Origin of the sequence: Mesorhizobium sp. BR1-1-6 (assembly GCF_020165355.1) — a bacterium.
GTDB lineage: Bacteria > Pseudomonadota > Alphaproteobacteria > Rhizobiales > Rhizobiaceae > Mesorhizobium.
Genome location: NZ_JAIUHZ010000008.1, coordinates 208,273 through 234,553, shown reverse-complemented (window position 1 = coordinate 234,553; position 26,281 = coordinate 208,273). Strand labels below are relative to the sequence as shown.

Sequence of the window (26,281 nt, the reverse complement as noted above, 5' to 3'; positions counted from 1 at the left end):
GGGTTCTGGGCTTTTGAAGCGACACTCCCGAAGGGCGCCCGCCTTTCGGGGGTGAGGAGCAACTGTGATCAGGCGCCGAGCGACGCCAGGTGACTAGGTGTGAGCGTGGCGTTGTGCAGTGAGGTTGCGACCAGCGCTGCGGCGATGCCCATTGCTGACAATGCGTGGATATCGTTGTCATCGCGGACGCCGCCGGCCGCGATGACCGCGCGACTTCCCGCCTTGGCCTTGACCTCCTCCAGCCGCCTGAAGTCCGGGCCGGCGGCCGCACCGACTTTGGCCAGCGTCATGACGATCACCTTTTGCGGCCAAAGCTCGGGCTCAGCGAGAAGAGAACGCGGTCCGCAAAAATCATCGCCAAAGAAGTCAAGGGACAGGATGAGATCGGGATGATCGCGAAAATGCCGGAGCAGCACATCGTCCTGCTGCGATTCGGAGCCCAACACCGGGTAAACCGAATGTTCAGCGAGCGCCGCCAGAAGCGTTTTCCTGTCTGCTACGCCGGCATCGACCCAGAGCTCAGGCGGCTGCGTCATCGCCCTCAGCCGGGCAAGTGCGTCGCTGTTTGGAGTACCGCCTCCAATGGCGTCCAGATCGGCGATGTAGAAGGTCGAAAAGGGATGAAGCGTGCGCAACCCTTCGGCGACGGCGAGGACATCGGAACTTCGGCTGAGCGGCGTAATGATCGGCCGGTAGCGATCGCGTTTTCCTTGCTGGGCACGAACCACCTCGCCGCCTTTCAAGTCGAGAACCGGAATGATGCGCAACGCTTTTCTCGCCAACCAACTGCTGTCATGAAAGCTTGAAGTGTGGAAAAAAGAAAGAGCATCATTGCGGGTTTCGACATTGGCGGCGCGCATCTGAAGGTGACGCGCGCGCAAGGCGGCCGCATCGTCGGCGCGGTAACGATCGCCACGCCGCTTTGGCAAGGGTTGCACAGCCTGACCTCGGCCCTCGACGAAACAGCCCCGATCTATGCGGAAGCCGATCTCAACGCGTTCACCATGACGGGCGAGCTATCGGACATCTTTGCGTCCCGCGATATCGGCGTGACGACGCTGCTGGGTCAGATTTCCAATCGTTTTCCCACAGGCGAAAAGCTGATCTATGCCGGATCATCCGGCTTTGTCGAGGTCGAGCAGGCAGCGCGGCTGAGCACTGATGTCGCCTCCGCCAACTGGCACGCGACAGCCTCTTTGGTGGCAAAACTGGCCGGCGATGCCCTGTTCGTCGATATGGGCTCCACCACCACCGACATTATCGCCATAAAGGACGGCGCCGTCGTCAATGAGGGCTACACCGATGCCGGACGGCTTCTGACTGGTGAATTGGTCTATACCGGTTTCACCAGGACATTCCTGTTCGGTGTAGCCTCGTCTGCTCCGGTCCATCGAAGGCTGACGCCATTGATGAACGAGTATTTCGCCTCGATCGCCGACGCGCACCGGATCCTGGGCGTGCTCGATGAGGAGGACGACATGCACCCTTCCGCCGACGGCAAGGAAAAGACCGTCCACGGCTCAATCGCGCGACTGGCGCGCATGGTCGGGCGCGACGCCGCTGAACTTTCGCCGCCGGAATGGGGTGAAGTCGCACGCTGGTTCAGCGAGCAGCAATTGCGGAAAATCCACGACGCAGCATCCCTGGTTGCCTGGGGTCTTGCTCAAGATGTTCCGATCGTCGGCGCCGGAACGGGCCGCTGGCAGATCAGGCGGCTGGCCGAGCGCATGGAACGTCGCTTTGTCGATTTCGCCGACATCGTCCCCGCCCATGACGCTGTTCGCGGCGAGGCCAGCCGCGCCGCACCAGCATCGGCGGTGGCGCTGCTGGCTGGATATCGATCGCAAGCAGCGTAGCGGCGCTCGCGTCGTCACGCTCACGCGTCCTCGCTGCTGGACCCTTTGACGGCCAGGTGATCGCTGACACGCTGCATCAGCCAACCCCAGGCTTCCCGTTCGTCGGCGCCGGCTGTCTTTTCGATAGAGATCGAAAGATACGCGATCTCGGCCTCGATCTTGTCGCGGGGTAGCATGCCGAGCCGGCTGACCAGGATGGCCAATTCCAGAACAGCCGCCTTGGCACGGTTAAGGCCGGTGAAGGGCGCATGCATTTCCTCTCGAACCACGCGGCAGAAATGGCGAGGGCGCACGCCATCATCGTCAACGCTCTCGACTTCGAGAACCGAATGCGCCAGCGCAGTCGCCAACCGGGGAACCAGAAAATCTTCAACGGGAACGGTCGGCCAGTCCTTGCGCCCGGTCAGGCATCCAGCGAAGACGCGCACGTCGTCGGTGTAGTTGGCGATGGCGAACGGCACCGCCGCCAGATTGTCGAGCGTAACCGAGGGACGAAACGGTGCGATGACCCAGCCGTCTTTTTCGGAGATTATGCCGATCGGCGCGATATGGACCTTTCCTGCCTTGTCGACAGTGGTGATGATTGTCTCGCGAATGTAAGGCACCTAGCCCTCCTTCTTCGCGCGAAGCGTTTCGCCCGGTTTGGCAAGACGGGTACGGTCGGTTTCGGGAGCCGGTGCGGCAACGCCCCATGCGAGCGGCTCGTCCTGAACATAGCGCTTGCCGAGGCGCCACGCGATCTCGGCCTTCGTCAGTTCCGCGCCCAGATAGAAAGCATGCGCACCATCGGTCTCCACGCCAAGTCCGGCGAAGAATTCGAACGCATCCGTGGCAACCGCGTGCCCTTTGCCGTTGAAAATATGAATGCCGTCCTCCGCTGCCGCGATACGGTAGTTGGCGTCGCGCACCTCGGCCGCCAATCCAGCGATATCATCGGTCGAGGCCGTGAAAGGCTTGCGATCGTGGATCTGCAGCAAGCCTGGGTGATAGCTTCGCGGCAGTGCACCGTCATTGCGGGCGGCAAACATCACGCGGCGGGCAATGTCGTGCTCCTCGATCGTCCGCACCGTGTGCGGGCTGACATGCACGGCTAGCACGTTTCGAACCCCGAGCTCCGAGCAGAGGCCCGTTAGAACGGCCGTAACGCCGGAACTGTCGGCATCGGTAAGCTCGGTGAGATTGCCGGTGCCCATCAGCAATTCGATCTCCGGCCAGCGGCGGCGCGCCTCGACGAAGCGGCCGAGCGATTGGGCAAAGCCGAAGTGGATCGGATCCAACACGGGATCGGCGATAAAGGAAATGCCAGCCCTTTGCGCCGCATCGATGGCGCGGCCAAGCGAATCCAGATCGCCGGGGGCGGACGGGATCAACACTGCCGTAGCCCCATGGCCGAAGACTAACGGCAGCGTGTTCTCGTCGAGGCTGAGAAGATAGTCCGCACCGGCGCGCGCACCGATCGACAGTTCGTCCGCGCTGGCCGAATCGACGCTGACCTGAAATCCTTGTGCCTTGAGCTCGCGCACAGCCTCCGACAGCAACGGAAATGGCGTTTCAGGCAGGCAGCCAAGATCGATGACATCGGCGCCGGCGGCAGTTAGCGTCCCCGCCCGCAGCATGAGCGCTTCGATCGACAGCATTGGCGCATCGACGATCTCGGCGAAGATGCGCATATCGTGTCGCGTAAGATCCGGCGGCTCGCCGACACGGCCGAGAAAGGCCGGCAGGTCCGCGATCTCGTCAGGACCGCGCGCAAAGGGCACGCCGAAATGGTTCGACAATTGCTCGATATCACCGCGATAGCGCCCTGGCAGGACAAAACGGTCAACGGCGTTGGGCGCGATGAGACGCCGCTTTATGATGTCTTCGGTCATCAGTGCGGCGACCTTGACACCTATGTCGACCACCTCCCACGAAAACTCCGTCTCACCCAGACCGGATAGCAGCTTTTCCAGCCGTGCCTTGGCCAGATGTCCCGTGAGAAAGACCAGCCGCTCAGCCATGGCCGGACAGCTCGGCCCGGCGTTGCTGAACCGCCGCGTTGAGGTCGGCGAGCGACTCGACGACCTGGGTTCGTTCGAACCCCTTCAGCCGCTCGGTGTTTTCCAGGTCAATCCTGCGCGGATAGACTTTGACCAGGCCATGCGGTGCCATGGTTTCGAGTTCAGGTGCGGTGTCGCAGGCAAAGACGATGATCGGCACGCGGCACTTTCCGGCTTGCGCAAAGACGTTGGTGGCAAGCGTATCGGATATACCCCAGACGCATTTGGCAACCGTGTTGGACGAGGCAGGCGCCACCACGACCGTGTGGTAGACGCCGTGGTAAAATTCGCCGACGGGAATGGCGCTCGCCGTCTTGTCGTGCAGCACGCGCGTCGTCTCCGGAAAATCGAGTTTGAGCTTGTACATGCGCAGCACTTCTTTGGCGGCTTTCGACACGAAGACATCGCAATGTTCGAGTTGGCGAACAAGTGCGAAGCTCTCCGTGAAAAAATGCCCGGACCCCGTCAAAACCCACGCCCAGCGCGGCACGTGCAGCTTCACCATCGGCTATCCTGCCTTCTTTGCCGAGCGGGTCGAAGCCACGATCCCGATGCCGGGCAGCTTGCCCGATGCGAGTAGCGCGCCCGCCTCGGCGGCATCCTTCGGACCGGCGAGACGGAAATCGATGCCGTCGGGCAGCATGGCGGCAAAGCCTGGGTCGACAATGCCCCTGGCCTTCAGGCTGTCAGCGGTATCGTTGTCGAAGAATGCATCGGTCTGCTTGATAAGCAACAGCGCGTTCGCGCCAAGCTTGCCGGCAAGCCAGGCAGCCAGGGAATCGGAGGTAATGTCCCAAGAGGCCGGAACGTCCGGTGCCGGCAACGCAAGTGACGACGGCAGCCACACCGGAACCTTGCCTTCGTCCAATGCTCGCACAATCTCCTCCAGCGATCGTGCCGGCGTCAGTCTTTCGTCCCGATCGAGGATGACTTGGCCGAACTGCTCCATGGCGAGGATCGCCATGGCATGTGCGGCGGTGTCGGAAAAATCCATGCGGGTCTGCGTCTCGCGCACCTGGTCGGCAAACAGGCCGCCGCCCGGCACGATGACGATCGGCAGCCTGGAACCCGCCAGCGCCGCGATCCAGCTCGTCATTTCCGCCGCATGGGCAGTGCTGCCGCCAAGCTTGACGACGGCCCGCCCGAGGACGTCGGAGCCTTGCTGGCGCGGCCGGGAAACACTACCTCGGTCTTTTCGGCCGGCAGAGCCGGAGGCGACACCGCGTCCTGCCGATTGGCGCTTGCGTTCGATCTCGACGCCGACACCGCCAGGCCCGAGCTCGAGTTTTTCCACCCTTACCGTGACGCGCACGACGCGCTGGTTCTCCAGAACGTGCGCCGCCACTTGCTCGGCCAAAGCCTCGCTGAGCTGAATGTGCCCCCGCGCGACGATGGTGCGAATGCCATCCATGATGATGTCATAGGAGAACACATGGCGCATGTCCTCGGGATGGTCGGTGACTTGCAGCACGTCGGCGATCACATCAAAGCGCACCTTTTGAGTATGACCATGCTCGAAGCTGTAGGCACCGATCTGGACCGGCAGAACAAAATCCCGCACGAAAATCCTGTCCGTGCCCAGTGTCGGATCGGTGCCCGGCGAATAGCCTCTCGCTGCCAACAGGCGATAGTCGATGCTCGATTTACCGCCCGTCCCAGGCTCTGCCGGGACCAATTCGCGAATCTGCGAGACCGCCTCGGCGCTGATTGAACCCGCGCGGTCGGCATGGTCACACAGCGCGCCGCGAAAGCCGAGGAAATCGGGAGCGAAAGGCAATAGACGTGGAATATCCGGGGCTTCGAGCGATCCGCTCAGGCCAACCATCAGACCGAGCGACTTGGCTCGATCGACGAATCCCGGAATCCGCTCCGGTGGCAAATGGTCGAGCAGCCGGCCCTTTCCCTTCTGCGCGGTATCAACCATCACGCCGTGGAAGCGGTGCCTGCCGAATACCGGCAGGAGCTCGAAGTCCGGCGCCAGATCGGCAAAGAGCACAGCGATCAACTTCGTTCGCGCGGCCAGCGGTTCGAGCGCCTCCGCGCAGGCAGGGATGTGAGCCGATGGGAAAAACCCGATCTTGACATAATCGACGCCGGTCGCCGCGATCTCTTCAGCCTTGGCGCGGATCGTTTCGGGTTCCATCGGCAGGTCGCCGCAGACCGCGCTGACCGGAGCCCGACCAGCGATGAACGAAATCGTTCGGCGGATGGTTTCCGTGGGTACCGCGCCCAACGCTCCCGCCTTCGGATCCTTCAGATCGACGATGTCGGCGCCGCTCGAAAGAACGATCTCCGCCTCTTCGATGCCGGTGACGCTGGCCAGCATTCTGGTCATTTGAACAGTTTCTCCAGTTTGGAGGACAAGATTTCGTCCGCTCGATTCTCACGCACGTCGCGGATGACATAGCTGCGAACGACCTCGAAATCGAAGATGGCAATCTTTTCAGCCGCCATGGCATGTTTGTCAAAAAGACAGCGAGCCAGGGCAGACGCGAAAAGTCGTCCGATAGGGTTTGATAAATTTTGCGGGTCGGCTAAGTTGACCATGGGCACCTGGACTTGGCGCTGCTCCGACAACCGTCGGACCTCAGCGCAAGAATGGGTAATTACTATCGATGACGAGCGCGGTGCCGGGCACTCTCGCCGCCTTTTTGTGCTTTTTTTCCCTGACCGTCAACGCTCCGGGCGCGATAGCCCAGGAAGCGGTGGCGAAGCCGGAAAAAAAGGTCACTGAAATCAAGATAGGGTATTTGCGGGCCTACGCGCCGCAATTGACGCTTTCCATGCTCGACCTGCCGCCGCGTGACGAAGGTGTCGCCGGCGCCAATGTGGCAATCGGCGATAACAACACGACCGGAAAGTTCACCGACCAGAAATTCAGCCTCGACGTGACCGAGATCGAACCCGAAGCCGACGCGGTTCAGGCATTCGAGGACCTGATCGCCAAAGGTGACCACTATGTCGTCGCAGACCTCTCGGCCAAACAATTGCTGTCGATCGCCGATATAGCCCGCGACAAGGGCGTGCTGATCTTCAACATCGGCGCCACCGACGACAGCCTGCGCGAGGAGGACTGCCGCATCAATGTTTTTCATATCGCGCCGACGCGCAGCATGCTTGCCGATGCGCTGGCGCAGTATCTCATGGTGAAGAAGTGGCCGAATTGGGTGCTGCTCTACGGCTCGCATGAGCAGGACCATCTCTACGCCGACGCGTTGCGCCGCGCGGCAACCCGTTTCGGCGGCCAGATCGTCGCCGAGAAGGAATTCAAGGACACCGGCACGGCCAGGCGTACCGACACCGGCGCCACGCAGATACAGCAGCAGATTTCCGTATTCACGCAGGATCTGCCGGAGCACGACATTGTGCTTGTCGCCGACGAAAGCCAGGTGTTTGGCACCTACGTGCCCTACCGCACCTGGACGCCGCGGCTGGTCGCCGGCACGGCCGGGCTTGTTGCATCGTCGTGGCATCCCGCCAGCGAGCAATGGGGCGGCATCCAGATGCAGAGCCGCTTCCTGAAGACGACGGGCCGGCGGATGCTTTCCAAGGACATGTCGGCGTGGACAGCAGTGCGTGCCGTCGGCGAAGCCACCACGCGCACCAAAGGCGACGATGCCAAAAAGATCAATGACTACATCCGGTCGGGCGATTTCTCGGTTGCCGCCTTCAAGGGACAGAAGCTCACCTTCCGCAAATGGAACCTCCAGCTTCGCCAGCCGATCCTGCTTGGCGACACCAAGTCGGTCGTTTCGACATCACCGCAGGAGGGCTATCTCCACCAATTCTCCGAACTCGATACGCTTGGTATCGATCAGCCGGAAACGAAATGCGTTCTCAAGTAGGGCCAAAGGGGAGGAATTTGCGTGCAGACACGAGCTTGTGCATTGGCCATTCTCGCGGCCGGCCTCACGGCCAGCCCGGCATCGGCCTATACGGCCTACGTTTCCAACGAGAAGGACAACACGATGACGGTCGTCGACACGGCCACCATGCAGGTGGTGAAGACCGTCGAGGTCGGCCAGAGGCCACGCGGCATCACCATCTCGCATGACGGCAAATTCGTCTATCTTTGCGCCAGTGACGACGACACGGTCGAAATCATCGACACCGCGACGCTGCAGATCGTCGGCACGCTGCCATCTGGCCCCGATCCCGAATTGTTCGTGCTCTCGCCTGACGGCAAGACACTCTATGTCGCCAATGAGGACGACAACCTCGTCACCGCCATCGACGTCGAGAGCAAGCAGGTCATGGCCGAGATTCCAGTCGGCGTGGAACCGGAAGGCATGGGTATCAGCCCTGATGGCAAGACCATGGTCAACACCTCGGAAACCACCAGCATGGCGCATTTCATCGACACTGGCACCCACGATGTAACCGATAACGTACTGGTCGACACGCGCCCGCGCTTTGCCGAATTCAAGCCGGACGGCTCGCAGGTCTGGGTCAGCGCCGAGGTCGGCGGCACCGTCAGCGTCATCGATAACGCCAAACGCGAAGTGGTGAAGAAGATCCAGTTCGCGATTCAGGGATTGCGGGCTGAGACCATCCAGCCGGTAGGCATCGCCATCAGCGCCGACGGCAAGAAAGCCTATGTCGCGCTCGGCCCGGCGAACCATGTCGCCGTGGTCAATACCGACACCTACGAGGTCGAGAAATACATCCTCGTCGGCCAACGCGTCTGGCACCTGGCCTTCACACCCGACCAGAAAACGCTGATCACCACGAATGGCAACTCCAACGACATCACGTTCATCGATACGGCGACCGACGAGCCGGTCCAATCGCTCACCGTAGGCCAGCAGCCTTGGGGTGTGGCCATTTCGCCCAAATAGCAGACATTGATCATGGGGAGGATCGCGACATGAAATTTCGCCATAGGTTTATCTTCGCCGCGCTCGCCGGGTTTGTGCTTGCTCCGATCGGCGCAAGCGCGGATGACGCAACGCCAAAACCCTCGCGTGCCAGCAAGAACCTGCCGGAATTGATTATCGGCTCGGCCGATTCCACCTATGCCGTCAATCAGAAGGATTTCGAACTGATCGCCGGCCAAGGCTATCGGTGGAAGATCACCTCCAAGGGCGGTTTCGAATACAAGTTCGTGACCGACCTGTTCCGCAATGTGTGGATGGACCAGATCGTCATCGACGATCTGGAGGTGCATATGGACGGCGGACCGGCCTGGCTGGAATTCGACGACGCGGGAACAATCCAGGTGCAATTCCACACAGTTCGCCCGGGCGAATATACCTGGTCGGTTCCCGACCTCGCCGACAAGGGCCTGAAGGGCAAGATCACGATCAAGTGAGACCAAAGGCAATGAGGCGCGCTAGATAGCAGTGCGTCCTGCCAACGCGTCCTGAAGGAGCGATCCGGGCATGCAGCATGTGAGAACAAGCGGACCGGGAGACGAGGCGGCGGCGCTCGACGTCAGTGCCGTCAGCCACTCCTATGGACCGAAGCGGGCACTCAAAGAGGTCTCGTTCTCGATCTTGCCGGCGACGTTCACCGTCCTGCTCGGCCTCAACGGGGCCGGCAAGACAACACTGTTCTCCCTGATCAGCCACCTCTATGACACGCGTCACGGCTCGATCCGCATCTTCGGCCACGACATCCGCAGCGCTTCGGGCGAAGCTCTCAGACGGGTCGGCATCGTGTTCCAGGCGCGCACGCTCGACCTCGATCTCAGCGTCTATCAGAATCTTTCCTACCATGCCTCGCTGCATGGCATTGGCGGACGCGAAGCCCGGCAGCGCATCGCCGCGCTGCTTGACACAGTCGACATGCAGGGCCGCCAGCATGACAAGGCACGCAGCCTCTCCGGCGGTCAGATGCGGCGCATCGAGATCGCCCGGGCGCTGCTTCACCGACCTTCCCTGCTCCTGCTTGACGAAGCGACCGTCGGCCTCGACATCGAGTCGCGTGCTGGCATCCTCGCCACCATCCGCAAGCTCGTCGAAACCGATGGTATCGGCGTGCTCTGGGCCACGCATCTGATCGATGAAGTCGACGATACCGATCATGTCGTCGTGCTGCGGCGGGGTGACCTGGTCGCCAGGGGCAAGGTGTCGGATGTCGTCCAGGCAAATGGAGGAAATTCCATTCGCGATGCCTTTTCGAAGCTCAGCCGCATCGACGCGGCAGGCATGGCGGAGACATCGTCATGAGCGCTCCTGCGATGCCCGGAAAAGTTGTCGGCATCAAACCGGTAGGGTCTGAACCATTCGGCCTCCGCCACTATCTCATTTGCCTGAAAGGCATCGTCCTGCGCGAGTGCCTGCGCTTCCTGCACCAACGCGAACGGTTCATTTCCTCACTGGTGCGGCCGCTCGTCTGGCTGTTCATCTTCGCCGCCGGCTTCCGCCAGGTGCTCGGCGTGTCGATCATCCCTCCTTACAAGACCTATGTGCTCTACGAGGTCTACATCACTCCGGGTCTGTGCGGCATGATCCTGCTGTTTTCCGGCATGCAGTCTTCACTGTCGATGGTCTACGACCGCGAGATGGGCAACATGCGCATCCTGCTGGTCAGCCCATTTCCGCGCTGGTTCCTGCTGGTGTCGAAGATGTTGGCCGGCGTGGCCGTATCGATCGTGCAAGTCTACGCATTTCTGATCGTCGCCTGGTTGTGGGGCGTCAGGGCGCCGCCGCTCGGCTATCTCTACGTGCTGCCGGCACTGTTTCTGTCGGGCATGATGCTTTGCGCGCTCGGCATGCTTTTGTCGTCCATGATCAAGCAACTCGAAAACTTCGCCGGCATCATGAACTTCGTCATCTTTCCAGGCTATTTCGCGTCGCCGGCGCTGTATCCTTTGTGGCGTATCCAGGAGGCAAGCCCCCTGCTCTACAAGATCTGCCTCGCCAATCCGTTCACCTATGCCGTCGAACTGATCCGCTTCGCCTTCTATGGGCAGATCGACTGGCTGTCGCTGGGCGTCGTCGCCGGTTGCACGCTGTTGTTTCTGGGCGGCGCCATCATTGCATACGATCCTTCGCGCGGCCTGATGACCCGCAAACAGGACACGGGAGGAAACGGCTGATGGCGCGAATGAGACTTGTCCACACCCTGGTTCTGATCGCCATGCTTGTCCCGATGGACGCCAGGGCGGCAAACACCGATCCCGACTGGCCTTGCATGCAGCGCAAGGTGCCGCAGCTCTCGCTCGGCCAGATCTGGAATGGGCCGGAGCTTCCCCCGGCGGCGAAGGATTGGTCGAAGGATTCGGGCGTCTCCGCGCTGGTCGAGGCGGTGGCGGCCCGACGGACGCCGATTGCCGAAGCCCAGAAGGAGATCAAGGACTTCGTGGCTTCTCTGCCGGCGGAGCAGGTCGCACCAAAGATGGCGATGCTGGTGCAGGGAATGTTCGATCACATGGACGCCGAGCGTTCGCACGTGATTTCCGGCATTTCCCGCTATGCCCACAAACAGCTCGAAATGGCGGCTGAATTGCGCAAGGAAGCATCCGACGTCGACGCCCTGCGTGCCAAAGCCGACGCCGATCCGGACGAAGTCGAACGGCGTGCCGACCAGTTGAATTTCGCGACGCGCATTTTCAACGAACGTGTCCAGTCGCTGACCTATGTCTGCGACGTGCCGACGATAATCGAGCAGCGGCTCTATCAATTGTCCAGGACCGTCTCGGAAACGCTCGGTCGGAAGAAATAGACCTTCAGTCGACCTTGCGACGGATTTCACGTCTCTTGGCAGGCGACACGTCCGGCGTCTCGCTCCGGTCGATTCCGAACGCCATCCGTCGGTCATCCCGCTCAGGAATCGGGATAAAGCTTACCGAACAGGGGCAGATACATCGCGCCCTTGCGCATCAGGAAATCGTTGAACGTAGCCATGGCCGGCGAGATTGCGTGATCGGTTCGTATCACCGAGAACCATTGTCGGCGGATCGGCATGCCGACAACGTCGAGGATGACGAGCCGGCCAGCTTCCGTTTCCGCGGCGATGGTGTGGGCAGAAATGAAGGCGATGCCCAGACCAGCCATCACCGCCTGCTTGATCGTTTCGTTCGAGCCCATCTCGACACCGAGTTCGTCGATGCGGCCAGGCACGTCGCTCAGGAATATTTCCAGCGAGATGCGGGTTCCGGAGCCGGGCTCGCGAATAAGGAAATGCTCCTCGGCAATGCGCTCTTTGGAGATATCGCGCGCCGCCGCCAGCGGGTGTTCGGGCGGCGCGATGATGACCAGCGGGTGATCGCCGAAGACCGAAGCACGCACCGGTACCTCTTTCGCCGGGCGCCCCATCAGCGCGATGTCGATGTCGTGATTCTTGAGGTTGTCGATTGTCTGGGCACGATTGCCGATGGCAAGCCGCATGTCGATGTCGGGATGTTCCTTCATGAACGCAGCCATCAACCGCGGCGCGAAATACTTGGCGGTGGAAACGACGCCGAGCCTCAAGCTACCCGTACGAACGCCCTTGATGGCGTCGATCTTGTCTTCGAGCAGACCGAGATGCTCCTCGATAGCTTGCGCTGCCTCAACGACGGCCAAACCTGCGGCAGTGGGACGCATGCCGTCCGACGTCCGGTCGAACAGAGCCAGTTGGAATTCTTCCTCCATTTGCCGCAACTGAATTGTCAGTGCTGAAGGAGACAGACCTAACGCCTTGGCCGCACTCACAATTTTTCCGTGCCTGATGATGGCCTGGATGGTCTTGAAATGCTTGAGCGTGAGGTTTCTCATGTCTCATACTAAATTATTTTTAGTACCAACGTAAAGTTATTGAATTTTACTTATCAAGTGTCGTTTGTTTTCATTCCCCCGATCCAGCCGATCCGAGGAGACGCGGCTGGATCGGGAGGTTACGATGCCAGCGGCAACGCTCGACGCTTTTCTGAACTCCTATCTCGGCCAGCCGGACGAACTTCGCTCCGCGGTCGTAACGACTGTCCGTCAGCTGACACAGGCCGCCAGCAAGATCCGCAATACCATCAATCAAGGTGTGCTCGGCGCCGCCTTTGCCGGGACCCGTGGCGCCAACGCCGACGGCGATGTCCAGAAGGATCTCGACGTCTTCTCCGACGACATCTTCCTCGACGCCATGCGCCACGCTCCGGTCGCGCTCTACGCTTCCGAGGAGCTGGAGCAGCCGGTCCTGCTCGACAGGCAAGCACCACTCGCCATTGCCATCGACCCGCTCGACGGCTCTTCCAACATCGACACCAACGTGTCGATCGGAACGATCTTCTCGCTCCTGCCCGCAACTGGCGCGCCGGATGCCGATCCGGCCGCCTCTTTTTTGCAGGCGGGCGTGAATCAGCTAGGCGCCGGTTTCTTCATCTATGGGCCGCAGTTGGCGCTCGTCCTGTCGCTCGGCAGCGGTACGCATATCTTCGTCCTGTCGGCCAGGCTCGGCACCTTCGTCCAGGCATACGAGAGCCGGATCATTCCGCAACGCACCCAGGAGTTCGCCATCAACGCCGCCAACTACCGGCACTGGGACGAGGCCGTGCGGCTCTATGTCGACGACTGCCTGGAGGGCACCGAAGGACCGCGAGAGAAGGATTTCAACATGCGCTGGATCGCCTCCCTGGTCGCCGACTGCTACCGCATATTGATGCGCGGCGGCGTGTTTCTCTACCCCGGCGACCGGCGCAAGGGCTACGGTCAGGGACGGCTGCGCCTGGTCTACGAGGCCAACCCGATTGCCTATCTCATAGAACAGGCTGCCGGTGCGGCCACCGATACGATCAACCGCATCCTGGACATCGAACCCGACAGCCTGCACCAGCGCGTGCCGATGGTCTTCGGGTCGGCGCGGGAGGTCGCGCGCGTCACCCGCTACCACACCGAGCCGAGCAACATCGGCGAACGAGCGCCGCTGTTCAGCCGCCGTGGCCTCTTCAGAGCCTGAGCAGCACCATGTCAGCCAAGCACCCCATCATCACCATCACCGGCTCGTCGGGCGCCGGCACCACTTCGGTCAAGCGTATCTTCGAGCTGATCTTCCGGCGCGAGAACATCGAGGCCGCGTTCATCGAAGGCGACGCATTCCACCGCTACGACCGCGCCGCGATGAAGGCAAAGGTGGCCGAAGAGGAGAAGGCCGGCAATCCGAACTTCACCCACTTCCATGCCGCGGCCAACGAACTCGGGATTCTCGAAGAGGTGTTCGCGGAATACGGCCGCCGGGGATCCGGAAGAACCCGCACCTACATCCATGACGAGGAAGAGGAAAAGCAGTACGGCACGCCACCGGGAAGCTTTACCGAATGGCGCGAGTTCGGTCCCAGCGACCTGCTCTTCTACGAGGGGCTGCACGGCTGTGTCGTCACCGACACGATCAATTTGGCGAAGCATGCGGATCTCAAGATCGGCGTCGTGCCGGTCATCAATCTCGAATGGATCCAGAAGATCCATCGCGATCGTTCGACACGCGGCTATTCCACCGAGGCGGTGATGGACGTGATCCTGCGCCGGATGCCCGACTATGTCCGCTACATTGTCCCGCAATTCTCGCAGACCGCCATCAATTTCCAGCGCGTGCCGATTGTCGATACGTCCAACCCCTTCATCGCGCGCTGGATTCCGACGCCTGACGAATCGATGCTGGTTATCCGCTTCGCCAATCCACGCGGCATCGATTTTCCCTATCTGCTGTCGATGATCCACGACTCGTTCATGTCGCGGCCAAATTCCATCGTGGTGCCAGGCAACAAGCTCGACCTTGCCATGCAGCTGATCCTGACGCCGCTCATCCTGCAATTGATCGAACGCAAGAGCCGTGTGTCGTGAGGAGGACGCCATGACCAGCCAAACAGCACTAAAGCCTGCCGCCACCGCCGTCGTCTCGGAGCTCGACATGGCGAACGCCATTCGCGTGCTGGCGATGGACAGCGTCCAAAAAGCGAATTCGGGACACCCCGGCATGCCGATGGGCATGGCCGATGTCGCAACGGTGCTGTTCAACCGCTTCATCAATATCGATCCTTCCAGGCCGGGCTGGCCCGACCGTGACCGTTTCGTGCTTTCAGCCGGCCATGGCTCGATGCTGCAATACGCGCTGCACTATCTGCTCGGCTATGAAGACATGCAGATCGAGGAGTTGCAGCGGTTTCGGCAACTGGGCAGCCGCACGGCCGGACATCCCGAATATGGCCACGCGCTTGGTGTCGAGACCACCACCGGCCCGCTCGGACAAGGCATTTCCACGGCGGTCGGAATGGCGCTGGCGGAGCGCATGCTTGCTGCCCGCTACGGTGCCGATCTGGTCAACCATCATACCTATGTGATTGCAGGTGACGGCTGCCTGCAGGAAGGCATCAGCCACGAGGCGATCGACCTCGCCGGCCACCTGAAGCTTTCCCGCCTGATCGTCTTCTGGGACGACAATGCGATCTCCATTGACGGGCCAACCTCCCTGTCCACGTCGATGGACCAGCCGGCGCGCTTCAAAGCCGCCGGCTGGGACGTCCAAACGGTCTCCGGCCACGACATGGAAGCCGTCGCCGCGGCTATCGAGGCGGCGCGGCAGTCGGATCGACCGTCGCTGATTGCCTGCCGCACTGTAATCGGCAAGGGCGCCCCCAATCTCGGCGGTTCGGAGAAGACGCATGGCGCGCCGCTGGGCGAAGCAGAGATCGCCGCGACCCGCGAGAACATTGGCTGGACCTTCGCGCCGTTCGAGGTGCCTGACGACGTGCTTTTCGCCTGGCGCGAAATTGCCGGCCGCGGCGAAGCGATGCGGGGCGCCTGGGAGCAGCGGCTTGCCGCCTCGCCGCAGCGAGAGGCCTTCGAGAACGCGGTCGCCGCCAGACTGCCCGACGCGGTCTTCGAAGCGCTCGATGCCTTTCGGCGAGGGCATGTCGAGAAGGCAACCAAGGTGGCAACGCGAAAAGCTTCCGAAATGGCACTGGAGGTCATCAACGGCGCCACGGAATTGACCGTCGGCGGCTCGGCCGATCTGACGCACTCGAATCTGACGATCACCAAGGGCATGAACCGCATTGCGCCGAGCGACTATGCCGGCCGCTATATTCACTACGGCATTCGTGAACACGGCATGGCCGCCGCCATGAACGGCATCGCATTGCATGGAGGCTTCGTGCCCTATGGCGGTACGTTCCTCTGCTTCGCGGACTATGCGCGTGGTGCGATACGGCTCTCCTCGCTCATGGGCCAGCGCGTCATCTACGTGATGACGCATGATTCCATCGGCCTCGGCGAGGATGGCCCGACGCATCAGCCGGTCGAGCACCTGGCGATGCTGCGTGCCACGCCGAACCTCAATGTCTTTCGCCCAGCGGATATCATCGAAACGGCGGAATGCTGGGAACTTGCGCTGAAGAGCAGGGATCGGCCGAGCGTGCTGGTGCTGTCGCGCCAGAACCTGCCGATGCTGCGTGAGGCGCACAGCGACGCGAACCGCTCCAGCCAGGGCGCATACATCCTGCGCGAGCCAGCCAGGCACCGTGCCGTCACCCTGATCGCAACCGGCTCGGAGGTCGAGATCGCGGTTGCCGCCGCCGAAAGGCTGGAGACCGAGCATGGCGTCGCCGCCGCGGTCGTCTCGATGCCATGCTGGGAGCTTTTCGAGGAGCAGGAAAGCGCCGCCCGCAAGGCCGTTCTCGGCTCCGCGCCGCGCGTCGCGGTCGAAGCGGCGGCCCGGCTGGGCTGGGACCGCTGGGTCGGCGAGACGGGCGCTGTCGTCGGCATGGCCGGTTTCGGCGCCAGCGCCCCTGCCCCCGATCTGTACCGGCATTTCAACATAACGTCCGAAGCGGTTGCTGCGGCGGCGCTGAAGCTCATCATCTAGGAGGACCCACAATGGCCCGCATCACCCTTCGCCAGCTTCTCGACCATGCCGCCGAGCACGGCTACGGCGTCCCTGCATTCAACATCAACAACATGGAACAGGGCCTCGCAATCATGGAAGCGGCCAAAGCCTGCGACGCGCCTGTCATCATCCAGGCCTCACGTGGGGCCCGGTCCTACGCCAACGACGTCATGCTGGCCAAAATGATGGAGGCATTGACTGAAATGCATCCGACCATTCCGCTGTGCATCCATCAGGACCACGGCAACGACGAGGCCACCTGCCTTTCCGCGATCCGCCACGGCTTCACCTCGGTGATGATGGACGGATCCCTGATGGCAGATGCCAAGACGCCGGCAAGCTATGCCTACAACGTCGCCGTAACCGAACGAGTCACACGCATGGCGCATTGGGTCGGGGCTTCCGTCGAAGGCGAACTGGGCGTGCTCGGATCGCTGGAAACCGGCCAGGGCGAGGCCGAGGATGGCCACGGCGCCGAGGGCGCGCTCTCCCGCGACCAACTCTTGACCGATCCCGATCAGGCGGTCGACTTCGTGGCCGCAACCCAGGTGGACGCGCTGGCGATCGCCTGCGGCACCTCGCACGGCGCTTACAAATTTACCCGCAAGCCGGACGGCGACATACTGGCCATGCAGGTGATCGAGGCGATCCACGAGAAGCTACCCAACACGCATCTGGTCATGCATGGCTCTTCCTCCGTGCCACAGGAACTGCAGGACATCATCAACAAATATGGCGGCGAGATGCCCCAGACCTTTGGCGTCCCGGTGGAGGAAATCGAGCGCGGCATCCGCTACGGCGTGCGCAAGGTCAACATCGACACCGATTGCCGCATGGCCATGGCCGGGCAGTTCCGCCGCGTCGCGACGGAGAATCCGCGCGAGTTCGATCCCCGAAAATTCCTGAAGCCCGCCATGGACGCCTTGCACGATCTTTGCCGAGACCGCTTCGAGCGTTTCGGCACGGCGTCCAACGCCTCGAAGATCAAGGTCATCGCCATGGACGAGATGGCCAAACGCTATGCCGCGGGAAAACTCGCGCCCCATATCGCAACCGCGAAAGCCGCCTGAGCAACAAACAGGAGACCTGTCATGAACAAGATCGATATGCTGCCAGCGGGTACGCTCAAGGAAGGCAAGGAACGCTACAAGTCAGGGGTCATCCCTTACAAGAAGATGGGCTACTGGGAGCCGGACTACAGGCCCAAGGAGACCGATCTGATCGCGATGTTCCGGATCACGCCGCAACCCGGCGTCGACCACGAGGAGGCAGCGGCCGCCATCGCCGGTGAATCCTCAACCGCGACTTGGACCGTGGTGTGGACCGACAGGCTGACAGCCTGCGAGCTCTACCGCGCCAAGGCGTTCAGATCCGAGCCGGTTCCAAACACCGGTCCCGGCACCAAGACCGAGCAACAGTACTTCGCCTACATCGCCTACGACCTCGACCTGTTCGAGCCGGGCTCGATCGCCAACCTGACCGCATCGATCATCGGCAACGTGTTCGGCTTCAAGGCGGTCAAGGCGCTGCGACTGGAAGACATGCGTATCCCGGTCGCGTATCTCAAAACCTTCCAGGGACCCGCAACCGGCATCGTGGTGGAGCGTGAGCGGCTCGACAAGTTTGGCCGTCCGCTGCTCGGCGCGACGACGAAGCCGAAGCTCGGCCTGTCAGGCCGCAACTATGGCCGCGTCGTTTACGAGGCCCTGAAGGGCGGCCTCGACTTCGTCAAGGACGACGAGAACATCAACTCGCAGCCCTTCATGCACTGGCGCGACCGCTTCCTCTACTGCATGGAGGCGGTGAACAAGGCTTCAGCTGCCACTGGCGAGGTCAAGGGCCATTATCTCAACGTCACCGCCGGCACCATGGAGGAGATGTACGAGCGCGCCGAATTCGCCAAACAGCTTGGCTCCTGCATCATCATGATCGATCTCGTCATCGGCTACACGGCGATCCAGTCGATGGCCAAGTGGGCACGCCGCAACGACATGATCCTGCACCTGCACCGCGCCGGCAATTCGACCTATTCGCGCCAGAAGAACCACGGCATGAATTTTCGCGTCATCTGCAAATGGATGCGCATGGCCGGCGTCGACCATATCCACGCCGGCACTGTGGTCGGCAAGCTGGAAGGCGACCCGCTCATGATCAAGGGGTTTTATGACACGCTGCGCGAGGAGCGCACGCCGCAGAATCTCGAGACCGGGCTGTTCTTCGATCAGGACTGGGCCTCGCTCAACAAGGTGATGCCCGTCGCCTCGGGCGGTATCCATGCCGGCCAGATGCACCAGTTGATCCATTATCTCGGCGAGGACGTCATCCTGCAGTTCGGTGGCGGCACGATCGGCCATCCCGACGGCATCCAGGCGGGCGCGACGGCCAATCGCGTTGCATTGGAAGCGATGATCCTGGCCCGCAACGAGGGACGCGATTATTTGCGCGAAGGAACCAAAATCCTCGAACAGGCGGCCAAATGGTGCACGCCGCTGAAGGCTGCCCTGGAGACCTGGAAGGATGTCACCTTCAACTATGAATCGACCGACACGGCCGATTTCGTGCCAACCGCAACGCCCAGCTTCTAGAAGAAAGGAACCGTCGCCATGATGACCAATCCGGGAAACAAGGTCACGCAGGGACAGTTCTCGTTCCTGCCCGACCTGACCGATGAGCAGATTTCGGCGCAGATCAAATATGCGCTGAAGAACCACTGGGCCGTCAGCGTCGAGTACACGGACGATCCGCATCCGCGAAACACCTATTGGGAAATGTACGGCAACCCGATGTTCGATTTGAGAGACCCGGCGGGCATCCTGCTCGAAGTCAACGCTTGCCGGAAAGCCTGTCCGAACATGTATGTCCGGGTAACCGCCTTCGATTCGACCAAGGGATGGGAAGCGCCGCGCATGTCGTTCATCGTCAACCGGCCGCCCAGCGAACCCGGGTTCCGGCTGCTGCGCCAGGAGCGTGACGGCCGCAGCCAGGGTTATTCGATCGTGCCTTATGCGACCGACAGGCCCGAGGGCGAGCGGAGCTAGCTGAGCCATGCTGGACACGATAGCAAAGGGCGCTGGCGCGCAGGACGAATCGGTTGATCTGCAGGCCGAGTTCGAAGCGTCCAACATCGACGAGGTGATGGACAAGCTCGATCGCGAACTCATTGGCCTGAAGCCAATCAAGAACCGCATCCGCGAGATCGCGGCTCTTCTCCTGGTCGACCGGCTTCGCCGCAAGTTCGGTCTGACCTCGGGCGCACCAACGCTACATATGAACTTTACGGGAAATCCCGGCACGGGCAAGACCACCGTGGCGCTGAGGATGGCCGAAATCCTGCATCGCCTCGGCTATATCCGGGAGGGGCACATGGTCGCGGTGACACGCGACGATCTCGTCGGCCAGTATGTGGGCCACACCGCACCCAAGACGCGCGACGTGATCAAGCGCGCCATGGGCGGCGTGCTTTTCATCGACGAGGCTTATTATCTCTACAAGCCCGAGAACGAACGCGACTACGGCCAGGAATCGATCGAGATCCTGCTGCAATGCATGGAAAACAATCGTGACGACCTGGTCGTGATCCTTGCCGGCTACAAGGACAAGATGGATCGTTTCTTCGACAGCAATCCCGGCATGCGTTCGCGCATCGCCCACCACCTCGATTTTCCCGACTACGGCGTCAGCGAGCTGAAATCGATCGCCGAGATCATGCTGGCGGAGCAGAATTACCGCCTCAGCGAAGCGGCCGCCCAGGCCCTCGAAGAGTATCTTCCGATCCGCATGAGGCTGCCGCATTTCTCCAACGCGCGCTCGGTGCGCAATGGGCTGGACCGGGCGCGGCTTCGCCAGGCCAATCGGCTTTTCGCATCGCGAAGCCGTGCCCTGACCAAGGCAGACCTTATCACCATCGAGGAATCCGATATCCGCGGCAGCCGCGTATTCGCGGAAGGGAAGCTCGAAGGCGAACCGGAGACGAAGGCGCGCTGACAGGACGAAGCCGGCTGGCGGGCGCCCCGAGACGAAAGACAGAAATTGGAGACGACGACCATGGTCACCAGGACAATCATCGCGCCCTCCGTGCTTTCCGCGGATTTCTCGCGGCTCGGCGACGAGGTCGAAGCTGTCGTTCAGGCGGGCGCCGACTGGATCCATCTCGACGTGATGGACGGGCATTTCGTGCCCAACATCACCTTCGGTCCGCCGGTCATCAAGGCGATCCGTGGCCGAACGGACAAGGTCTTCGACTGCCATCTGATGATCGCACCGGCCGACCCGTATCTGGCCGCCTTCGCCGATGCCGGTTGCGACATCATCACGGTGCATGCCGAGGCTGGACCGCATCTCGACCGCTCATTGCAGGCGATCAGGAATCTTGGGAAGAAGGCCGGAGTGTCGCTCAATCCGTCGACGCCGGAGAGTGTCATCGAGTATGTGCTCGACCGGCTCGATCTGGTGCTGCTGATGACGGTCAATCCAGGCTTCGGCGGCCAGGCTTTCATTTCAGCGATCGTCGAGAAAGTCAGACGGATCAAGGGCTTGGTTGGCCATCGCCCGATTGACATCGAGATCGACGGCGGAGTCACGGCCGAAACCGCCCCGCTGGTCACCGCGGCTGGCGCCAACGTACTGGTCGCCGGTTCGGCTGTATTCAAGGGAGGCACCGAGGCAGCCTATCGTGCCAATATCGGCGCCATCAGACAGGCGGCCGATGGCGCGATCCGGAAAGCCGCGTAAACCGTTGTCGGGGAGACGAACATGGCTGCGGTCCCACCTGTATGCGATTTCGGCTGGCCCGCCATCGATGCCGTTTTGCCCGGCGTCGACGGCACGTCGCATTCCATCTTCGGTCACGCCGGCCCGAATGGCCTGGTCGTGGCCTTCATCTGCAATCACTGCCCTTATGTGAAGGCCGTGATCTCTCGCATCGTACGCGACGCCAATGGCCTCAAGGCCGAAGGCATCGGCTTCGTCGCGATCAACTCCAACGATGCCGACACCTACCCGGACGATTCCTTCGACCACATGAAGCGCTTCGCCGTGACGAACGGCTTCAGCTTCCCTTACCTGCACGACGAGGCCCAGACTGTAGCGCGCGACTACTCAGCGGTGTGCACTCCCGATTTCTTCGGGTTCAACAGCGAACTGAGACTGCAATATCGCGGCCGGCTGGACGCGTCGCGACGCGAATCCGGACCGCTCGGGCTGCGACGCGATCTGTTCGAGGCGATGAAGCAGGTTGCTCGAACCGGCGATGGTCCGTTCGACCAGATCGCCTCGATCGGCTGCTCGATCAAGTGGAAGGATGCTGCATGAATGTCGGCGCAGGTAGGTCGCTTCGACCGCCGAAGGCGATCCTGTTCGACCTCGACGGCACACTGGTCGATTCGGCGCCTGATATAGCGGCCGCCGTCAACGAGTTGCTGGCCAGCCGCGATCTGCCGCCGTTGCGCCTGGACCAGGTCAAGGCCATGATCGGTGGCGGCGTCAGGAAATTGATCGAGCGGGCCTTCGCGGCGTCGGGAGCGCCGCTCGTCGGCAACGCGCTCGATGAGGCCAACCGCGTCATGGCGCCGATCTACAGCCGACATCTGACCGGCCTGACAAGACTGATGCCTGGCGTCAGGGAGGTTCTCACACACTTCTACGCGAAGGGAATGGCCATGGGCGTCGCGACCAACAAACCGCAGTTGGCGACTCGCGAGATCCTGCTGCATTTCGGACTGACGGAATATTTCCGTGCGATCATTGGCGGAGACGCGGTGACATGCCTGAAACCCGCGCCCGATGCTCTGCTGCTGGCGCTCGCCCAGCTTGGAGTCGACCCCTGTGACGCGCTGCTGGTCGGAGACAGTGGTGCCGATGCAGGCGCCGCGCGCGCCGCCGGCATGCCCGTCATTCTGCTGCGCGGCGGATACACCCATTTTCCGGTTGAAGAGCTTGGCGCCGACCAGGTTTGCGACAGCCTTTTCGACCTGCCTGCGGCGATGCAGGGGCTGCAAGCCGGTGCTTGATCGGGGCGAACGCCGGCCGGACGCAAGTTCGAACGGCCGGCGGCGCCGCTATTTCGAGAATTGCTTCAAATAGGCGATGACGTTGGCGATGTCTTGGTCCTGCTTGAGGCCGACGAACGCCATCTTCGTTCCTTTGACCATGGCCTTGGGATCGCGAAGGTAAGTCGTCAGCGTGGGTTCGTCCCATTTGACGCCGGACTTGCCTGCCGCGACCATCGCTTGGGAGTAACTGAACCCCGGGTGTGTGCCAGCCGTCCGGCCGATGACGCCGTTCAACGACGGGCCGACCTTGTTCTTGTCCTGGTCGGCGACATGGCAGACCTTGCATTTGGCGAAGACCTTCTCACCCGCCGCGGCATCCTGTGCCTGGGATTGGCTTGTGATGAAGGACACAGCAAACACGACTGCGAAAAATGCGATTGCGCGCATGGCATTTCCTCATGGATCGTCTGGGTGCCCTGGACGATTTTGCGCATGCCGATCTTTCATCCATTGACATGCACCTTACGCGGTGGAGTGGAGTATCCGCTTTCCCTTTGTGAAGCGGCGCCGCGCGAATCGAAAAGCTAGTTGGCGTGGGGTGAAAGTCAATCGTATAAAGGTATAGAGGCTTGGGTACCCAGGGTACCGGTATTCGTCTTTGTTGACGGCTATCGGGCGAATGCGTAGCTTCAAGACATCCGGTTTCTCCACTGGCACCTCGGGAATCCGGCAACTGGCGATTTTGTCCAGGCTCCTCATTGGGCCGGACCAGTCGAGACAGGCGTCCCGGAGCGCAAGAGGTGCTAAATGGATATGGTCGATCTCATATTAACGGTGTGCCTCAGCACCAATCCGGGCAATTGCCGAGACGAACACCTCTATTTCGAGAGCCGCGGCTCTCTGCTCCAATGCATGTTCCTTGCACCCAGCGAGATCGCGAAATGGTCTCAGGAACACCCGGCCCTCAAGGTCATGCGCTGGAAATGCGCCTTTCCGAGCAAGGAACGAGCGATCTGATTGACGTCCTGGAGCCCAGGGAGGAGGTGTCATGATGATTTCACGGCGCAACACGCTGCGTCTGGCGGTTCTCGGCACAGTCGCTGCTCTTGCCGCAAGGCCTGTCTTTGCAGCAGCCAGGATTCGCGTCGGTGTCCTGAAGTTTGGAACCGTGAGTTGGGAACTCGACACGTTGAGGCAACACAAATTCGATGTGGCGAACGGGATCGATCTGGAGATCATCGATTTCGCCGGGGAGGACGCGACCAACGTCGCCTTGCTGGCCGGTGCGATCGACATGATCGTCTCCGACTGGTTGTGGGTCTCGCGCCAACGGTCGGAAGGCGGCGACCTCACATTAGCCCCCTATTCGACCGCTGTGGGGGCGATCATGGTGAAGGAGGGGTCGCCGATCCGGACGGTCGCCGACCTCAAGCACAGGAAGATCGCCGTCGCCGGCGGCCCGCTCGACAAGAGCTGGCTCCTGATACAGGCTCTGACCAGACGCGACTACGGGGTCGACCTGTTGGCAACCAGCGACATCATCTTTGGCGCGCCACCGCTGATTTCGGAAAAGGCCATGCAGGGCGAACTCGATGCGGTGCTGAATTTCTGGCATTTTTGCGCCCGTCTCGAGGCCAACGGCTTTCGTCGATTGATGGGCGTGAACGATGCGGCGCGTGCGCTCGGCGCCTTGGGACCTGTGTCGGCACTCGGTTACGTCTTCCACGACCAATGGGCGAACGAGAACCCGGAGGCCGCCAGGGGCTTCGTCAGGGCCTCCGCGCAAGCCAAGGACCTGCTGGCCAGATCCGACGAGGAGTGGCTGCGCCTGGCGCCGATCATTCGCGCGGAAGGCAAAGAACTGGAAAAACTGCGCGACCGCTACCGCCAAGGCATCCCCAGGCGGGCGGTCGCCGAGGAAGCGGCCGACGCCGGCAAGCTCTATCACGTGCTGGCGGCGATCGGTGGCGCGAAGCTGGTCGGCAGCGCGCCCGAGATGGCGCCCGGCACATTCTGGCAGGACCGCACGGAATGACCGCACCGGAAACCAGCAACGGCACGCGAGGTGCCCCGACGAGCATGTCCGGGCGATCCAGCTTGGCGACAACGCTGATGCCCGCGCTGACCGTGGCGGTTTCCTTGCTCGGGCTTTGCCTGCTGTGGAGCCTTGCGGCGAGTGTCTGGCGGAGCCGTGCCCTCCCGGGGCCGGGACAGGTCTGGCAGGTGCTCCTCAGGGAGGCTGCGAGCGGCGACCTCTTCTATCATCTCGGCGCGACCCTCGGCCGGGTCGCCGCGGCATATATCGTCGCGATGATCATAGGATCGGTCATCGGCGTTTTGCTCGGCAGCTATCGTCGCGCCGACCGCTTTTTCAACCCATGGGTAATTCTGTTCCTCAACATCCCGGCGCTGGTGGTCATCGTCCTCGGCTACATCTGGTTCGGCCTCAACGAGGCGGCGGCGATCGGCGCGGTGGCGGTGAACAAAATCCCGAATGTCGTGGTGACGATGCGTGAGGGCGCCAGGGCGCTTGATCCGAGCTACGCCGAAATGGCCACTGTCTATCGCTTCGGTCCTCTCGATCGCATCCGCCACATCCTGCTGCCGCAATTGCAACCCTATCTTGCCGCCGCGTCACGATCCGGCATCGCCCTCATCTGGAAGATCGTCCTGGTCGTCGAACTGCTCGGCCGGTCGAACGGCGTCGGCTTCCAGATCCATCTCTATTTCCAGCTCTTCGACGTCGCCGCCATTCTTGCCTACACACTGGCTTTCGTGGCGGTGATGCTCGTCATCGAACTTCTTCTGGTGCAACCCGTTGAACGACATGCAACCCGTTGGCGCCGTCGTCCCGCTTAGGGTCGATATCGCTGAAAAGACTTTCAGGTCCGCGCAAGGCGTCTCGATCACGGCGCTTCAGGACCTTTCCTTCGAGGTCCGGCAAGGCGAATTCGCCTGCTTGCTGGGACCGTCGGGCTGCGGCAAAACCACGACGCTGCGTATCCTGCTTGGGTTGGACAAGGATTTTTCCGGATCCTTCCAGTTGCCGCAAGGAGGCTCCAACCGCATTGCGGCCGTGTTCCAGGAGCCGATCTTGCTGCCGTGGCGAACGGTGGAGCAGAATGTCAGGCTGGCCTTGCCGAAAAGCTTGAGAACGAAGAATCTTGACGGGCTCTTTGAAACTCTCGGCCTCGCCGGCATGCGTTCTCTCTATCCTGCGGAACTGTCGCTCGGCCTTGCGCGCAGGGCAGCACTTGCCAGGGCCTTCGCTACCGAGCCGGCGATGCTTGTCCTGGACGAACCCTTTGTCTCGCTCGACCACCAGACCGCCGAGCGGCTTCGTCACCTGCTTCTGTCGGTATGGTCGGCACGACCCACGACCGCCTTGATGATAACGCACGATCTACGCGAGGCGCTGATGCTGTCGGATCGCATCATCGTGCTCGCGCCGCGACCAGCACATGTGCTCGGCGTGTTCGACGTGCGGTTGCCTCGGCAACATCGCAATTCACAGGTGATGAGTGACCTTCTGCGGTCGTTCCGGCAAAGGTTCCCGGGCGTCACCTGAACGCCCTGATGGTGAAATGCATATCGGAGGACC

The 26,281-nt window shown here is 61.7% G+C and carries 29 protein-coding genes; 21 read left to right on the top strand and 8 right to left on the bottom strand.

Going from position 1 to position 26,281, the window contains the following annotated elements:
* Positions 1-68: 68 nt before the first annotated feature.
* Positions 69-860, bottom strand: coding sequence for a HisA/HisF-related TIM barrel protein (locus LB545_RS18135; RefSeq protein WP_140560488.1), 792 nt, complete (start codon positions 858-860; stop codon positions 69-71).
* Here LB545_RS18135 and LB545_RS18130 point away from each other — a divergent pair.
* Positions 810-1,856, top strand: coding sequence for a hydantoinase/oxoprolinase family protein (locus tag LB545_RS18130; protein WP_140515157.1), 1,047 nt, complete (start codon positions 810-812; stop codon positions 1,854-1,856). The genes LB545_RS18135 and LB545_RS18130 overlap by 51 nt on opposite strands.
* 20 nt (positions 1,857-1,876) lie before the next feature.
* Here LB545_RS18130 and LB545_RS18125 read toward each other — a convergent pair whose 3' ends face one another.
* Genes LB545_RS18125 through LB545_RS18105 form a run of 5 tightly spaced genes read right to left on the bottom strand, consistent with a single transcriptional unit; the run spans position 1,877 to position 6,472 of the window.
* Positions 1,877-2,461 (bottom strand): DUF447 domain-containing protein, encoded by a 585-nt coding sequence (locus LB545_RS18125; RefSeq protein WP_140560487.1) that lies wholly within the window; start codon positions 2,459-2,461, stop codon positions 1,877-1,879.
* On the bottom strand, positions 2,462-3,856 hold the full coding sequence (locus tag LB545_RS18120; RefSeq protein WP_224705580.1) for a DUF6513 domain-containing protein: 1,395 nt from the start codon (positions 3,854-3,856) through the stop codon (positions 2,462-2,464).
* A complete protein-coding gene (locus LB545_RS18115) occupies positions 3,849-4,400 on the bottom strand; it encodes a flavoprotein (protein WP_140557432.1) in 552 nt (183 codons plus the stop codon). The genes LB545_RS18120 and LB545_RS18115 overlap by 8 nt, the downstream gene beginning before the upstream one ends.
* Before the next feature lie 3 nt (positions 4,401-4,403).
* Positions 4,404-6,230 (bottom strand): (5-formylfuran-3-yl)methyl phosphate synthase, encoded by a 1,827-nt coding sequence (locus LB545_RS18110; RefSeq protein ID WP_224705578.1) that lies wholly within the window; start codon positions 6,228-6,230, stop codon positions 4,404-4,406.
* Positions 6,227-6,472: a hypothetical protein gene (locus tag LB545_RS18105; RefSeq protein WP_140515152.1), complete on the bottom strand. Its 246-nt coding sequence runs from the start codon at positions 6,470-6,472 to the stop codon at positions 6,227-6,229. Before LB545_RS18105 ends, LB545_RS18110 begins: the two co-directional genes overlap by 4 nt.
* A gap of 38 nt (positions 6,473-6,510) precedes the next feature.
* On the opposite strand from LB545_RS18105, the gene LB545_RS18100 reads away from it, so the two are divergent.
* From LB545_RS18100 to LB545_RS18075, 6 genes are all read left to right on the top strand, one after another.
* On the top strand, positions 6,511-7,740 hold the full coding sequence (locus LB545_RS18100) for an ABC transporter substrate-binding protein (RefSeq protein WP_224705576.1): 1,230 nt from the start codon (positions 6,511-6,513) through the stop codon (positions 7,738-7,740).
* A gap of 42 nt (positions 7,741-7,782) precedes the next feature.
* On the top strand, positions 7,783-8,733 hold the full coding sequence (locus LB545_RS18095) for a YVTN family beta-propeller repeat protein (RefSeq protein ID WP_224619049.1): 951 nt from the start codon (positions 7,783-7,785) through the stop codon (positions 8,731-8,733).
* Positions 8,734-8,762: 29 nt separating this feature from the next.
* Positions 8,763-9,206, top strand: a complete 444-nt coding sequence (locus LB545_RS18090; RefSeq protein WP_140498197.1) for a hypothetical protein — start codon at positions 8,763-8,765, stop codon at positions 9,204-9,206.
* A 70-nt stretch (positions 9,207-9,276) separates the two neighbouring features.
* On the top strand, positions 9,277-10,065 hold the full coding sequence (locus LB545_RS18085) for an ATP-binding cassette domain-containing protein (protein ID WP_140498199.1): 789 nt from the start codon (positions 9,277-9,279) through the stop codon (positions 10,063-10,065).
* Positions 10,062-10,937 carry an ABC transporter permease gene (locus tag LB545_RS18080; RefSeq protein ID WP_140498201.1) on the top strand — a complete coding sequence of 292 codons (876 nt, stop codon included), beginning with the start codon at positions 10,062-10,064 and terminating at the stop codon, positions 10,935-10,937. Before LB545_RS18085 ends, LB545_RS18080 begins: the two co-directional genes overlap by 4 nt.
* Entirely contained in the window at positions 10,937-11,563 is a 627-nt protein-coding gene (locus LB545_RS18075; RefSeq protein ID WP_224619050.1) for a hypothetical protein, read from the top strand. The genes LB545_RS18080 and LB545_RS18075 overlap by 1 nt, the downstream gene beginning before the upstream one ends.
* A 101-nt stretch (positions 11,564-11,664) precedes the next feature.
* On the opposite strand, the gene LB545_RS18070 is transcribed toward LB545_RS18075, so the two are convergent.
* Positions 11,665-12,597: a LysR family transcriptional regulator gene (locus LB545_RS18070; RefSeq protein ID WP_140498205.1), complete on the bottom strand. Its 933-nt coding sequence runs from the start codon at positions 12,595-12,597 to the stop codon at positions 11,665-11,667.
* Positions 12,598-12,721: 124 nt separating this feature from the next.
* Between LB545_RS18070 and LB545_RS18065 the strand changes: the two genes are divergently transcribed.
* The 10 genes from LB545_RS18065 to gph are packed head-to-tail and all read left to right on the top strand — an operon-like array spanning position 12,722 to position 22,698.
* Complete coding sequence (locus tag LB545_RS18065) at positions 12,722-13,768, top strand: class 1 fructose-bisphosphatase (protein WP_140515144.1); 1,047 nt, start codon at positions 12,722-12,724, stop codon at positions 13,766-13,768.
* 8 nt (positions 13,769-13,776) lie between these two features.
* On the top strand, positions 13,777-14,649 hold the full coding sequence (locus tag LB545_RS18060) for a phosphoribulokinase (RefSeq protein WP_140498210.1): 873 nt from the start codon (positions 13,777-13,779) through the stop codon (positions 14,647-14,649).
* A gap of 10 nt (positions 14,650-14,659) precedes the next feature.
* Positions 14,660-16,669: a transketolase gene (gene tkt, locus LB545_RS18055; protein ID WP_224705574.1), complete on the top strand. Its 2,010-nt coding sequence runs from the start codon at positions 14,660-14,662 to the stop codon at positions 16,667-16,669.
* Positions 16,670-16,680: 11 nt separating this feature from the next.
* Positions 16,681-17,760, top strand: a complete 1,080-nt coding sequence (gene fba, locus LB545_RS18050) for a class II fructose-bisphosphate aldolase (RefSeq protein ID WP_140566599.1) — start codon at positions 16,681-16,683, stop codon at positions 17,758-17,760.
* Between the two features lie 21 nt (positions 17,761-17,781).
* Positions 17,782-19,275, top strand: a complete 1,494-nt coding sequence (locus LB545_RS18045; protein WP_140498217.1) for a ribulose-bisphosphate carboxylase large subunit — start codon at positions 17,782-17,784, stop codon at positions 19,273-19,275.
* An 18-nt stretch (positions 19,276-19,293) separates the two neighbouring features.
* Positions 19,294-19,728: a ribulose bisphosphate carboxylase small subunit gene (locus tag LB545_RS18040; RefSeq protein ID WP_140498220.1), complete on the top strand. Its 435-nt coding sequence runs from the start codon at positions 19,294-19,296 to the stop codon at positions 19,726-19,728.
* A 7-nt stretch (positions 19,729-19,735) separates the two neighbouring features.
* Positions 19,736-20,674, top strand: coding sequence for a CbbX protein (cbbX, locus tag LB545_RS18035; RefSeq protein WP_140566596.1), 939 nt, complete (start codon positions 19,736-19,738; stop codon positions 20,672-20,674).
* Between the two features lie 60 nt (positions 20,675-20,734).
* Positions 20,735-21,421, top strand: a complete 687-nt coding sequence (gene rpe, locus LB545_RS18030; protein WP_140581038.1) for a ribulose-phosphate 3-epimerase — start codon at positions 20,735-20,737, stop codon at positions 21,419-21,421.
* A gap of 21 nt (positions 21,422-21,442) precedes the next feature.
* A complete protein-coding gene (locus LB545_RS18025; RefSeq protein WP_224705572.1) occupies positions 21,443-22,000 on the top strand; it encodes a thioredoxin family protein in 558 nt (185 codons plus the stop codon).
* Positions 21,997-22,698 carry a phosphoglycolate phosphatase gene (gene gph, locus LB545_RS18020; RefSeq protein WP_140515137.1) on the top strand — a complete coding sequence of 234 codons (702 nt, stop codon included), beginning with the start codon at positions 21,997-21,999 and terminating at the stop codon, positions 22,696-22,698. Before LB545_RS18025 ends, gph begins: the two co-directional genes overlap by 4 nt.
* Positions 22,699-22,746: 48 nt before the next feature.
* Here the strand turns inward: gph and LB545_RS18015 are convergent, their stop codons facing one another.
* Positions 22,747-23,127: a c-type cytochrome gene (locus LB545_RS18015; RefSeq protein ID WP_140498230.1), complete on the bottom strand. Its 381-nt coding sequence runs from the start codon at positions 23,125-23,127 to the stop codon at positions 22,747-22,749.
* Between the two features lie 360 nt (positions 23,128-23,487).
* Between LB545_RS18015 and LB545_RS18010 the strand changes: the two genes are divergently transcribed.
* From LB545_RS18010 to LB545_RS17995, 4 genes are all read left to right on the top strand, one after another.
* Entirely contained in the window at positions 23,488-23,697 is a 210-nt protein-coding gene (locus LB545_RS18010; RefSeq protein ID WP_140498232.1) for a hypothetical protein, read from the top strand.
* Between the two features lie 31 nt (positions 23,698-23,728).
* Positions 23,729-24,715 carry an ABC transporter substrate-binding protein gene (locus LB545_RS18005; protein ID WP_140557413.1) on the top strand — a complete coding sequence of 329 codons (987 nt, stop codon included), beginning with the start codon at positions 23,729-23,731 and terminating at the stop codon, positions 24,713-24,715.
* A 77-nt stretch (positions 24,716-24,792) separates the two neighbouring features.
* The gene (locus LB545_RS18000; RefSeq protein WP_224519073.1) at positions 24,793-25,539 is read left to right on the top strand and encodes an ABC transporter permease; all 747 of its coding nucleotides are present in this window, start codon (positions 24,793-24,795) and stop codon (positions 25,537-25,539) included.
* Positions 25,508-26,248, top strand: a complete 741-nt coding sequence (locus LB545_RS17995; protein ID WP_140498534.1) for an ABC transporter ATP-binding protein — start codon at positions 25,508-25,510, stop codon at positions 26,246-26,248. The genes LB545_RS18000 and LB545_RS17995 overlap by 32 nt, the downstream gene beginning before the upstream one ends.
* The last annotated feature ends 33 nt before the right edge of the window (positions 26,249-26,281 follow it).